The organism is Streptomyces sp. IBSBF 2435, assembly GCF_036815005.1.
GTDB lineage: Bacteria > Actinomycetota > Actinomycetes > Streptomycetales > Streptomycetaceae > Actinacidiphila.
The window spans coordinates 1-12,190 of sequence record NZ_JAJSYW010000232.1 but is presented as its reverse complement, the minus strand read 5'-3'; the positions used below and the strand labels follow the sequence as shown (position 1 = coordinate 12,190).

Sequence of the window (12,190 nt, the reverse complement as noted above, 5' to 3'; positions counted from 1 at the left end):
GCGTCGTACCACCCGTAGTACCGGTCGACGTACCCGTCGAGGTACCCGTGGACGTACCTGTCGACGTCCCCGTCGAGGTACCCGTGGACGTACCCGTCGACGTACCCGTCGAGGTGCCGGCGGACGTACCCGACGACGTACCGCTCGACGTACCCGTGCTCGTGCCGGCTGTCGTGCCGCCGGAGGAGCCGTCGAGGCCGAAGAAGGTGATGGCGCGGGCGGCCATGCCGGAGGTGGGCAGGGAGTGGCCGACGCCCTGGATGCTGATGGCCTCGACCGGGGCCTGCGCGCTGGTGGAGCCGTAGCGGGTACGGGTCCAGCCGGACTGGGGGGTGTCGGTGAGGACCGGGGTCTGGCTGACGCCGAGGACGTTGGTCCACTGCTTGATCTCTTCGCCGAAGTTGTTGTAGTTCAGCGTGGTGTCGGCGGTGCCGTGCCAGAGCTGTACCCGGGGGCGGGGTCCTGTGTAGCCGGGATAGGCGGCGCGGGCCTGGTCGCCCCAGGCCTGCGCGGTCTTGCTGATCTGGCCGTTGGCGCAGGCGGTGTTCCAGAAGGAGCCGTCGGTGGTGGCGAAGCAGCCGAAGGGGACGCCCATGAAGGCGGCGCCGGCCTTGAAGATGTCGGGGTAGTCGCCGAGGAGGACGTCGGTGGTCATCGCGCCGGAGGAGGCACCGGTGACGTAGACCCGGCTCGCGTCGGCGGCGTTGTGCTGCTCGACGTAGGTGACCATGGAGGCGATGCTCGCCGGGTCGCTGCTGCCGTTGTGGGTGAGCGCCTGCGGGGAGGAGACGTCGAAGCACTGGCCGCTGATGTTGGCGTCGGGGTAGATGACGATGAAGCCGTACTGGTCGGCCAGGCTGTGGAATTCGGTGCCGGAGTAGAAGCCGGGTCCGGTGCCGGTGCACTGGTGGACGGCCACCAGGATCGCCGGGTTGGGCTTGACGGAGTCCGGCACGTACTCGTACATCCGCAGGTTGCCGGGGTTGCTGCCGAAGTTGGTGACTTCGGTGAGCGAGGCCGCGGCGGCGCTCTGGGTGGACAGGGTGATCGCGGCCAGGACCGAGGCGACCGCGGCGAGCAGGGCGGTCAGCAGCGTGGCGAGACGCTTTCTCCCGCCGCTGGTACGGCTACCGGGACCGCTCGGCGCTCGTGTGGGGGGCATGGCGGTATTCCTTTCCGGGCAGCGCCCGCCCTGGTGGAGGCTCCCTCTCCGGCCTGGGCGGCGCTCGGGCAGCGAGTGCCCGATCGGGATTTCCGAAAGTTTCGACCCCTACGCGAATGTTTCGGGCACCCTAGGGCGGCAAAGTAGTGCCGTCAATACATCCGGCGGCGTTCGACGGGGTACGCCCGGTCGCCGCCGTCAGCCCGGCATCCGGGCTGCGACACCGGGAAACCACCCCCACGCAGGGTGTGCTGCGGGTATCGAACGCACTGTCAGAAGTCGATCTCCGCGGTCCGGTTGTTTCGGAAAGGAGTCGTTGACGTTTCGAAGCCCAGGGTTCACACTGGCCAACGATCCACCCTCCTCCCGGCCACGCCGCGCCAGCGGCACCCCTCCCGTGGCTGACATCACCCTCGCGAATGGACCCCCACCCGTTCGGGCCGGTGCGACACGCGCTGACCCGGACTGCCAGCAGAAGAGGAAGAAGAGGTTGGAAGTGATCACGGACACCCCCCGAGAGCGCAGCCAGGCCGGCGGACGCCGGCGCTCGGGCCTGCGGATCGCGATCGCCGCGGGCACGGCGGGAGCGGTGGCGGCGATCGGCCTGATGGCCACCGCCGGTACCGCCCACGCGGTCGGCACCCTGGGCAACGCGGCGGCGGCACAGGGCCGTTACTTCGGTACCGCGGTTGCGGCGAACCACCTGGGCGAGTCGGACTACACGGCAGCCCTGGACGCCGAGTTCGGCGCGGTCACGCCCGAGAACGAGATGAAGTGGGACACGATCGAGGCGAACCAGAACTCGTTCAACTTCGCCCCCGGTGACCAGATCGTCGCCCACGCCCAGGCCCAGAACATGAAGATCCGCGGACACACGCTCGTCTGGTACTCCCAGCTGCCCGGCTGGGTGTCGGGGCTGAGCGCCACCGCGCTCGAAGCGGCGATGAACAACCACATCACCCAGGTGATGACCCACTACAAGGGCAAGATCTACGCCTGGGACGTTGTCAACGAGGCATTTCAGGACGGCGGTTCCGGCGCCCGCCGCAGCTCGCCCTTCCAGGACAAGCTGGGCAACGGCTTCATCGAGGAGGCCTTCCGCACCGCGCGGGCCGCCGACCCGAACGCCAAGCTCTGCTACAACGACTACAACACCGACGGCGTCAACGCGAAGAGCACCGCCGTCTACAACATGGTCAAGGACTTCAAGGCCCGCGGCGTCCCCATCGACTGTGTCGGCTTCCAGGGCCACTTCAACCCGCAGTCCCCGGTTCCGTCCGACTTCCAGGCCAACCTCCAGCGCTTCGCCGACCTCGGCGTCGACGTCCAGATGACGGAGGTCGACGTCGCGGGCTCCGGCACCGCGCAGGCCAACAACTACACCACCATCGTCAAGGGCTGCCTGGCCGTGACCCGCTGCACCGGCATCACGGTGTGGGGCGTCACCGACAAGTACAGCTGGCGCTCCAGCGACACCCCGCTTCTCCTGGACGGCAACTACCAGAAGAAGGCGTCCTACACCGCCGTACTCACCGCCCTCGGCGGCAGCGGCGGCACATCGGGCGGCACGAGCACGGGTACGTCGAGCGGTACGTCGTCGGGTACGTCCACGGGTACCTCGACGGGGACGTCGACAGGTACGTCCACGGGTACCTCGACGGGTACGTCGACCGGTACTACGGGTGGTACGACGCNCGGGTACGTCCACGGGTACCTCGACGGGGACGTCGACAGGTACGTCCACGGGTACCTCGACGGGTACGTCGACCGGTACTACGGGTGGTACGACGCCGCCGCCCAGCTCCGGGTGCTCGGCGACTTTCCGTTCGGTGAACGCGTGGTCGGGCGGTTATCAGGCCGAGGTCACGGTGAAGAACACGGGCTCCTCGGCGATCTCGGGGTGGACGGTGTCGTGGTCGCAGCCTTCCGGGGACACGATCGCGAGTCTGTGGAACGCCGTGCAGGGCTCGTCCGGTGGTCTGACGACGGCGAAGAACGCCGCGTACAACGGCCAGCTCGGTGCGGGCGCGACCACGACCTTCGGCTACGTCGTCAACGGCGGCGCACCGCCCAACCTCACCGAGGCCTGCACCGCCTCATGACCACCCACCACCAGTAAGCCCGACCCGCGCACCCCGACCCGGTGGGGCCGCCCGGCCCCACCGGGTCTGCAGCGAAGCTGCAGGTCAGCGCCGTGACCGTCACTCGAACGGCCCCGGCGGCTGTCCGTACCGGCGGATCGGGCCGAGGCTGGTGGGCATGCGGCCGCACAGGATCAGGCTCGTGTCGTCGCTTCTGTCGCTGGCCTTCCTGGGCGCCTGCTCGGCCCCGGAGCACCCGGCACAGAGGCCCCGGCACACCCGTGCCGTGCTGCAACTGCACCCGGCGGCGCTGCGGCCGGTGGTCGTGGGGCGCACGGCCTGGCACGCCGACGAGAAGTCGGTGCGCGAGGGTCTCGTCTTCGACCACACGGTCAAGGCGGTGTTCGTGCACCACACGGACAATCCCAACGACTACGACTGCAAGAAGGACGTCCCCGCGATGCTGCTCGCGCTCGAACAGCGGCACATCGCGCTGGGCTGGGACGACCTCGGCTACAACTTCGTCGTCGACCGCTGCGGCGGCATCTACGAGGGCCGCAGCGGCAGCACCGACCGCGATGTGCGCGGCGCCCACACCGAGGGCTTCAACACCGACACCGTCGGCATAGCCGCGCTGGGCAATTTCGACGCCGGCCAGAAGGTGCCGCGCGCGATGCTGCGGGCCATCGCCGCCATAGCCGCCTGGAAGCTCGACCCGGCCGCCGATCCCCTCGGCCATGTCCGGCTGGTCTCCAGCAACGACGGCAGCCGTTTCCCCAAGGGCACCGCCGTCACCCTCAACACGATCTCCGGCCACCGCGACGTCTACGAGACCACCTGCCCGGGGCAGGCCCTCTACGACGCCCTGCCCTGGATACGCCAGGCCGCCGCCGCACTCCGCCGGAAGGCGACCTGGGCGGGCTGAGCCCGGGCGGCAGCGGGCCGGGCGCCGGAGGTCAGGACGCCGCGGCCGCGTAGTGGTTCCAGATAGCGGCCGGGTAGGTACTGCCGGTGTTCTCGTGCGGGCGGTGGCCGGTGATGCCGGTCAGCGGCTCCAGTTGCTGCGTCTTCGGGTCGATACGGAACAGGGCGACGGACGTTGACACCTGGTGGGTGTAACCGACGTACCACGCCGACTTGTTGCCCGGCGCGGTGCCCGCGGTGCCGGCGCGGTCGGGGGCGGTGGTCAGGGCCGCGTTCACGTCGGCGGCGACCGCGGGGGTGAACGGGTGCGTGACGACCGGGGATTGCAGCGGCAGGCGTTCGCCGTCGCGGGTGATGCGCAGCACGGAGTAGGGGGCGGTGTGGGTGCCGTCGGCGGCGAAGGTGGCGTAGGCGCCGGCCATCCGGATCGGGCTCGGGGTGGCGGTGCCGAGCGAGAAGTCCGGGGTCTGCGGGCCGAATCCGCTGTCCGGGAGGAGCCCGGCGTCGATCGAGGCGCGCCGCACCCGGTCGAGGCCGACGTCCATCCCGAGCTGGACGACCGGCCCGTTGACGGAGGAGGCCACCGCTTTCTGCAGGCTGATCCGGCCCCACGAGTGGTGGCCGTCGTTGACGGTCCGGACGATCTTGCCGTCCCGGCTCCAGTACGGCCCCTCGGGTGTCTGGACCGCGACCTTGTCGTCGCCGTCGTACACGGTGTCGGGGGTGATCGGGGTACGGGGGGCGTCGCGGGTCAGCAGGACGCCGTCGCGCAGGCCGGCCGCGTAGACGAAGGGCGCGAAGGCCGTACCCGCCGGCACGATCCCGATGTTGGCGTCGTCGAAGCCCTGGGTGACGTAGTCGGGGCCGCCGTAGAGGGCGAGGATGCGGCCGTCGGTGCCGACCGAGGCGGCGCCGACCCGGACATCGCGGTCGGCGGGGCGGTCCGCCGGGTGCAGGCCGCCGAGCTGCTGCTTGACCGCGGCGCTGAGCGCGTCGACCCGGGGGCGTTCGAAGGTGGTGTAGATCTGGTAGCCGCCGCGGTCGAATTCCGCGTCGGAGATGCCGCTGTGCGCGGAGACGTACGCCCGTGCGGTGTCCACCAGATAGCCGGTCTGGCCGCTCAGCCCGGCGGGCCGCGGCGGCGCCTTCGGCTCGGGGAAGACGGTGTAGGTGGCCCGTTCCGCCGCCGGCAGCCGGCCGATCTTCACCATCCGGTCCAGCACCCAGTTCCAGCGCTGCACCGCCCGCTCGTGGTTGGCGGGGCTGACCGCGGGGTCGTAGAGCCCGGCGCCCTTGAGCAGGGTGGCGAGGAAGGCCCCCTCACTGGCGTTCAGCTGCGAGACGTCCTTGCCGTAGTACGCCTTGGCCGCGCGCTGCACCCCGTAGGCGCCGCGGCCGAACCAGCTGGTGTTGAGGTAGCCGTCGAGGATCTCCTGCTTGCTGATCTTGCGGTCCAGCTTGACGGCGATGAACATCTCGGTGAGCTTGCGGGACAGCGTCTGGTTCTGGTTGAGGTAGACGTTCTTCACGTACTGCTGGGTGATGGTCGAGCCGCCCTGGGTGTCGCCGCCGGTCGCCATGTCGGTCACGGCCCGGGCGATGCCTTTGACCGAGATGCCGGAGTCGGAGTAGAAGGACGCGTTCTCGGCCGCGAGCACCGCCCACTGCACGGACGACGGGATGCGGTCCAGCGGCATCGACTGGCGGTCGACCGGGCCGACCCTGGCCATCTCCGTGCCGTCGGCCCAGTAGTAGACGTTGTCCTGCTGGGTCGCGAATGCGTTGAGGTCGGCCGGTATCCGGGTGCGCTGGTAGCCGTAGCCGACCAGGCCGGCGAGCAGCAGCAGTACCCAGCACAGGACCAGCAGCGTCTGCCGCGCCGAGGGCACCCAGCGGCGCGGCCCGCGACGGCCGGGGCGCGGGTAGCGCGGCCGCAGCCGGCGCAGCCCGGCCCGCCACGCCCGCCGGTCCGCCGCCGCGCGCACCACCGCGGCGCAGCCGCGGCGGACCGCCGCGGCCGACGTACGCGCCGCCCGCGCGGCCGACCCGCCCGTGCCCGCGGCGCCCGGTGCCTGCTCTGTCCCGTGCCGGCGCGGCACCATCCTCACCTCTGGGCGGTCTCGACATGGGCTGTGCGCCCCGGGCCGCCGCCACCGTAGGAGCCGAAATACGGCGGGACCGGGATGGGACTGCGACAGGTGTGTAACAGCCTCTGGAATGTGGGCAGTTGCGGTTCTGTGACACATTGGGCCAGCGGCCGTCACGTGCGGATCGCAGGGTCGGAGCCATGAGCCCTGCCCGGAAGCGACTCCTTCCCCTACGCGGCGGCGGCCGTCCCAGCAGCAGCCGCCGGCGTACCGTCCTGCTCTGCGGTGTGCTGTGCGCCGGCCTGGCCGGTACGGTGACGGCCGTCGCGGCCGTGCGGGACGGCGGCGGTGGCGACCGCACCGCGCCCGGCCAGGACCGGGCCGCCCTGTCGCGGCCGGCGAAGTCCCCCACGGCGGACTCCGGCCCGCCCGCCTGGGACGGCAAGGTGCGGGTGATCGGCGACGGCTCCACCTCCGACACCGGGCCGCAGCCGCACCAGCCCGTCCCGCACAAGCTCAAGCCGGGCGAGAAGCCGCCGCAGTTCGTGGTCTTCTCCTGGGACGGCGCCCTGGAGAACGACGACCACCTCTTCTCCCGCTTCCGCGAGCTGGCCGCGCAGAACAACGCCCGCATGACCTTCTTCCTCAGCGGCATCTACCTGCTGCCGAACGGGAAGCGCAGCCTGTACAAGCCGCCCCAGCACTCCCCGGGCGCCTCCGCCATCGACTTCCCGACCGACGAGCACATCAAGTGGACGCTGGACCAGCTGCGGCAGGCCTGGGAGGACGGCGACGAGATCGGCACCCACTTCAACGGGCACTTCTGCGCGCCCGACCCGGGCGGCGGCGGGAACTGGAGCACCGCGGACTGGGACAGCGAGATATCCCAGGCCTATTCCTTCGTGGAGAACTGGAAGACCAACACCGGCTTCACCGACCTGCCGCCGCTGCCCTTCGACTACTCCGAGGAACTCGCCGGCGGACGCGCCCCCTGCCTTGAGGGGCAGCAGAACCTGCTGGCGGCAGCGAAGGCGAACGGCTGGCGCTACGACGCCAGCTCGCCGGGCGACTTCCAGATCTGGCCGGCGAAGAAGGACGGCGTGTGGAATTTCCCGCTCCAGCTGATGCCGTACCCCGGCAAGGACTTCCAGGTGCTGTCGATGGACTTCAACTTCCTCTACAACCAGTCGGGCGGCGATGTCACCGACGGCGACCCGGCGAAATACCCCGGCTGGGAGAAGCAGGCGCGGCAGGGCTACCTCAACGGATTCGAGCGGGTCTACAACGGCAGCCGCGCGCCGCTCTTCATCGGCAACCACTTCGAGACCTGGAACGGCGGCATCTACATGCAGGCGGTCGAGGACGTCGTGAAGGACGTCTGCCGCCGCACCGGGGTGCAGTGCGTGTCGTTCAAGGAGCTGAGCGACTGGCTCGACGTCCAGGACCCGGCCGTCCTGGCGAGGCTGCGGACCCTGGACCCGGCCGAATCGCCGGACTGGTCGACCTTCGTCAAGTGACGGAAAGCACTGTCGGACGGGTTTATGTGATCGTCCCGTAACAATTCCCCGGGTCGCGGCCCCGGTTACGGATACTGAGGTCATGCCACGACTGCTGCTCATCGAGGACGACCGCGCGGTCCGCGAGGGCGTCAGCCTGGCGCTGCGCCGACAGGGCCACGACGTCGCCGCGGTGGCCACCGGTGAGGACGGGATGGAGCGGCTGCGGTCCTTCCGGCCCGACGTGGTGGTGCTCGACCTGATGCTGCCCGGGATGACGGGGCTCGACGTGTGCCGCCGCATCCGGGCCGACAACCAGGTGCCGATCATCATGGCGACCGCCAGGGGCGACGACATCGACATCGTCGTCGGCCTTGAGGCCGGCGCGGACGACTACGTCGTCAAGCCGGTGCAGGCCCGGGTGCTCGACGCCCGGATACGGGCCGTGCTGCGCCGGGTCGGCGGCCCCGTCGGCGCCGACGGGATGCCGCAGACCGAGACACACGGCGACCTCAGCATCGACCGGGCCGGTCTGACCGTGGCGCTGGAGGGCGCACCGGTGCCGCTGGCGCCGTCCGAACTGCGGCTGCTGCTGCTCCTGTCCGCCTCGCCCGGCCGGGTCTTCAGCCGGCAGCAGCTGCTCGAAGCGGTCTGGGAGCACAGCTACCACGGTGACTCGCGGCTGGTGGACGCCTGTGTGAAGCGGCTGCGCACCAAGCTGGGCGAGCCGCCGGGGCAGCCGCGCTTCATCCAGACCGTGCGCGGCTTCGGGTACCAGTTCCGGCGGTCGACCGACCCGGCGCGCCCGGCGTCCCGGTGAAGCTCGGGCCGCTGATACGCGGCGGGCTGCGGATGCGGCTGGTGGTGGCCTTCGCGCTGGTCGCCGTCGTCGCGACCGTGACCACCGGCGCGCTGACCTTCAGGGCCGCCCGCACCGACCTGCTCCAGCAGGGCCAGGACACGGTGATCACGCAGTTCAGGGACGGTATCGACAGCCTCGCACCCGGCTTCGAATTCCCGCCGGAGCAGTCCGACCTCCAGGGCTTCGCGACCGAGGTGGCGCACACGCAGCGCACCGCGGACTGGCGCGTCCTGGTCACTTACGGCGAGATGAGCGCGACCTCCCGGCCGAACGACCTCTTCGCGGAGCTGAGCCCCGCGATGCGCGAGTCGGTACGCACCCGGGCGGCCACCGTCTTCCAGCGGGTGGCGACCGACCACGGCCCCGCCCTCGTCGTCGGCATCCCGGTCCGGTTCGCCAACACCACGCTCGTCTCGCCCTCGGAGCCCTCCGGGATCGCGGTGTACCTGACCGTGCCGCTGGACAGCGAGCAGGGGTACGTCGACGCGCTGGTCGCCGCCGTCGAGCGGGCGACCGTACCGGCGCTGGTGGTGGCGGTGCTGCTGGCGCTGCTCGCCGCCCGCGGGGTGCTGCGTCCGGTACGCGCCCTGCGCCGGGCCACCCGGCGGATCGCCGAGGGCCACCTGGAGACACGGCTGGCCGTCCACGGCTCCGATGAGCTGGCCGACCTCTCGCACACCTTCAACGACACCGCGGCGGCGCTGGAGGAGTCGGTCGCCGAGCTGCGCCGGATGGAGGCCCGGGCGCGGCGCTTCGCCGCCGACGTCTCGCACGAGCTGCGCACCCCGCTGGCCGCGATGGCCGCCGTCACCGACGTCCTCGACGAGGACGCGGCGCACCTCGACCCCGACACCGCGACCGCCGTCCGGCTGATCAGCGAGGAGACCGTGAAACTCGCCCGTCTCGTGGACGACCTGATGGAGATCTCCCGCTTCGACGCCGGCGCGGCCGACCTGCACCTGGACGAGGTCGACCTCGCCGAGTCGGTCTGCCGCTCGCTGGCCTCCCGCGGCTGGCAGGGCACGATATCCACCCGGCTGCCGCCGGCCGACGCGGCCCGCGGCCGGGTGGACCCGCGCCGGCTGGACGTGATCGTGGCCAACCTGGCGGGCAACGCCCTGCGGCACGGCGGCCTGCCGGTGGAGCTGGCGATGTCGGTGGAGGAGCAGCCGGGCGCGGCGTCGCGGGCCGTCATCGAGGTCATGGACAGCGGCCCCGGCATCCCCGACGACGTGATGCCGCACGTCTTCGACCGCTTCTACAAGTCCGACACCTCGCGCACCAGGACCGAGGGCAGCGGCCTGGGCCTGTCCATCACGGCGGAGAACGTCCATCTGCACGGGGGCACGATCACCGCCGCGAACCGTCCGCACGGCGGCGCCGTGTTCACCGTCGCCCTCCCCCTGCGGCGGGACGCGTGAGAGCCCGCGCCGCCCTGGCGGTGACGGGACGTCCTAAGGCCCGCGCCGCCCTGGCCGTGACGGGACGGGTGAAGGCCCGCGCCGCGCTGGCGGTGGGTCTCGCTCTGGCGGCCGGGCCGCTGCTCACCGGCTGCGGCATCCCCACCACGGGGGTGGTGGAGGCGGGCGAGCCGGGTGTCGGAGTGCAGCCCACGGTGATCCTCTACTACGTCCGGGCCGTGGACGGCACGCTGGTCACCTTCCAGCGCAGGACCGCCGTGCCGGTCGACAGCGGCAACGCCGTCCGCCTGCTGCTCGAAGGGCTGGACCCCGTGGAGCAGAAGGTCATGGGTCTGGCGAGCGAACTTCCGACCTCGGCCAGTGCGACCGTGAGCACCGACGGCGACACCGTGGCCGTGGACCTGCGGGCCCCGGCCCCGCGCCTCTCCGCGACCGCCGTCGACCAGGTCGTGTGCACCGTGCGCGCGGCCCGCCTCGCCGCCGATCCGGACGCCGGGCCCGGCCGGGTCACCGTGTCGGTCGGCGGTGCCCCGGTGGCCGGTAGCTCGGGACAGGACGTCTGCGCCCGCGCCGGCAGCCCCTGGCCGGCCAAGCTGAAGACCGCCGCGGGCATGAGACCGCCGCCGGGCTGACGCTCCGCGGACCCTTTGCGCGGGCGGGCCGCGACCGCGCTCAGCGGTCGGTGAACATGCCGATCATCAGGGCCCGCTCCGCCTCGGTGAAAGGCGGGTCCCGCAACGGGTCCGGGTGCAGGGGGTTGAGGACGGTGGCCAGCACGTCGGGCCGCAGCACCGCGGCCTGCCCCGCCGACAGGCTCAGGACGTCCAGCAGCGCGCGGGCGGCGCCGCGGCGGTGGGTGGCGGTGTGCATGAGCAGGTCGGTGTAGCCGGTCAGGAGGGCGCCGATCGGCCCGGTGCTCGGGCCCTCGGCCCCCGGGTAGCGCAGGTCCTGGCTGCCGGCCAGCGCCCAGGCGGCGTCGGTGGCCCGGGCGGCTGCCCGCTGCACCCGGCGGGCCAGGCCAGGACCCGGCTGCCCCGCGGTCTGCTCGCGCAGCGCCAGCGCGTGCTGGGCGGCGACCGACATGCCGTGCCCGTACAGCGGGTTGTACGTGGCCAGGGCGTCGCCGAGCACGACCAGCCCCTCCGGCCAGACCCGCATGCGCTCGTAGCGGCGGCGCCGGTTGGCGGTGCTGTGCGAGACGGTCACGTCGGTGAGCGGGGCGGCCCGGGAGATCAGGTCGCCGATGACGGGGTGGCGCAGGCTGCGGGCGAAGGTCTCGAAGTCGGCCGGGTCCGCGGTGGGCTGGCCGCCGCGGGTGCCGGACAGCGTCACCAGCCAGCGCCCGTCCTCGACGGGCAGGATCGTGCCGTTGAGCCCCGGCACGGGCTGCCGCGGGTCGGCCTGCACATTGACGGCCGGGAAGCCGGCGGTGCCGGGCGGGGCCTGGAAGAGCCGGCTGGCGTAACCGAGCCCGGAGTCCACGAGGTCGGTCTTCACGGAGGGCAGCCCGAGCCGGTCCAGCCAGCGCGGCATGGAGGAGGACCGCCCGCTCGCGTCGACCACGAGGTCGGCCTCCAGCGTCTCCTCGCGCCCGCCGTTGCGCACCAGCACCCCGGTGACCTGCGTCGCAGTGCCGCGCAGCCCCAGCGCGGGGCGTCCCGGCAGCGTGCGGACCCGTGCCTTGCGGACGACCAGGTCGCGTACCACCCAGTCGAGCAGGTCCCGCGTGCACGACAGGAAGTGCTGCTGCTCGGGGAAGCGGGTGAGCCAGCCGCCCGAGGTCAGCACGACCAGGTCGGACGGTACGGCGATGTGCCGGGCGCCGGACGCGAGCAGCCGCTCGGTCGCCCCCGGCACCAGCGCCTCGACCGCCCGCGCGCCGCCCGACCACAGCAGGTGCGCGTGCCGCGCCTGCGGTACGCCCTGCCGCGGCAGCGGCCCGGCGGGCAGCTCGTGCCGCTCGACGACGGTCACCTCCGCCATCGTCTCCGACAGCGCCGCCGCGGCGAGCATCCCGGTGAGGCTCCCGCCGATCACCAACGCCCGCCCCCGGGGCGCCCGTTGACCGCGGTCCGCCGCCATGAGACCTCCCGTGTGACCCGTTTCCCGCCGCCCACGTTCGCACCGATCCCCGCACCCGGGCAAGTCCGCGTCCCC

The 12,190-nt window shown here is 72.1% G+C and carries 9 protein-coding genes and 1 pseudogene; 7 read left to right on the top strand and 3 right to left on the bottom strand.

Annotated elements, in window-relative coordinates; genetic code table 11:
* Positions 1 to 1,162 (bottom strand): extracellular catalytic domain type 1 short-chain-length polyhydroxyalkanoate depolymerase (locus V7E46_RS30125; RefSeq protein ID WP_333771379.1); only part of this gene is annotated, 1,162 nt, incomplete at its 3' end.
* A 607-nt stretch (positions 1,163 to 1,769) separates the two neighbouring features.
* Here V7E46_RS30125 and V7E46_RS30120 point away from each other — a divergent pair.
* The 3 genes and pseudogenes from V7E46_RS30120 to V7E46_RS30115 all read left to right on the top strand — a co-directional run.
* Positions 1,770 to 2,846: pseudogene (locus V7E46_RS30120) on the top strand (endo-1,4-beta-xylanase); the annotation flags it as partial.
* Positions 2,845 to 3,264: a cellulose binding domain-containing protein gene (locus V7E46_RS34015; protein WP_443054396.1), complete on the top strand. Its 420-nt coding sequence runs from the start codon at positions 2,845 to 2,847 to the stop codon at positions 3,262 to 3,264. The pseudogene V7E46_RS30120 and the gene V7E46_RS34015, both read left to right, overlap by 2 nt.
* Before the next feature lie 181 nt (positions 3,265 to 3,445).
* A complete protein-coding gene (locus V7E46_RS30115; RefSeq protein ID WP_329176599.1) occupies positions 3,446 to 4,168 on the top strand; it encodes an N-acetylmuramoyl-L-alanine amidase in 723 nt (240 codons plus the stop codon).
* Positions 4,169 to 4,199: 31 nt separating this feature from the next.
* On the opposite strand, the gene V7E46_RS30110 is transcribed toward V7E46_RS30115, so the two are convergent.
* Positions 4,200 to 6,269, bottom strand: coding sequence for a transglycosylase domain-containing protein (locus V7E46_RS30110; protein WP_333771378.1), 2,070 nt, complete (start codon positions 6,267 to 6,269; stop codon positions 4,200 to 4,202).
* 185 nt (positions 6,270 to 6,454) lie between these two features.
* Between V7E46_RS30110 and V7E46_RS30105 the strand changes: the two genes are divergently transcribed.
* The 4 genes from V7E46_RS30105 to V7E46_RS30090 all read left to right on the top strand — a co-directional run bounded on the left by V7E46_RS30105 (position 6,455) and on the right by V7E46_RS30090 (position 10,665).
* Positions 6,455 to 7,771 (top strand): hypothetical protein, encoded by a 1,317-nt coding sequence (locus V7E46_RS30105; RefSeq protein WP_333771377.1) that lies wholly within the window; start codon positions 6,455 to 6,457, stop codon positions 7,769 to 7,771.
* Between the two features lie 82 nt (positions 7,772 to 7,853).
* Positions 7,854 to 8,570, top strand: coding sequence for a response regulator transcription factor (locus V7E46_RS30100; protein ID WP_333771376.1), 717 nt, complete (start codon positions 7,854 to 7,856; stop codon positions 8,568 to 8,570).
* Between the two features lie 32 nt (positions 8,571 to 8,602).
* Positions 8,603 to 10,033, top strand: a complete 1,431-nt coding sequence (locus V7E46_RS30095; protein ID WP_333771380.1) for a HAMP domain-containing sensor histidine kinase — start codon at positions 8,603 to 8,605, stop codon at positions 10,031 to 10,033.
* A 20-nt stretch (positions 10,034 to 10,053) separates the two neighbouring features.
* Positions 10,054 to 10,665, top strand: a complete 612-nt coding sequence (locus V7E46_RS30090) for a hypothetical protein (protein WP_333771375.1) — start codon at positions 10,054 to 10,056, stop codon at positions 10,663 to 10,665.
* Positions 10,666 to 10,705: 40 nt separating this feature from the next.
* Here V7E46_RS30090 and V7E46_RS30085 read toward each other — a convergent pair whose 3' ends face one another.
* The gene (locus V7E46_RS30085) at positions 10,706 to 12,070 is read right to left on the bottom strand and encodes an NAD(P)/FAD-dependent oxidoreductase (RefSeq protein WP_333771374.1); all 1,365 of its coding nucleotides are present in this window, start codon (positions 12,068 to 12,070) and stop codon (positions 10,706 to 10,708) included.
* Between the last annotated feature and the right edge of the window lie 120 nt (positions 12,071 to 12,190).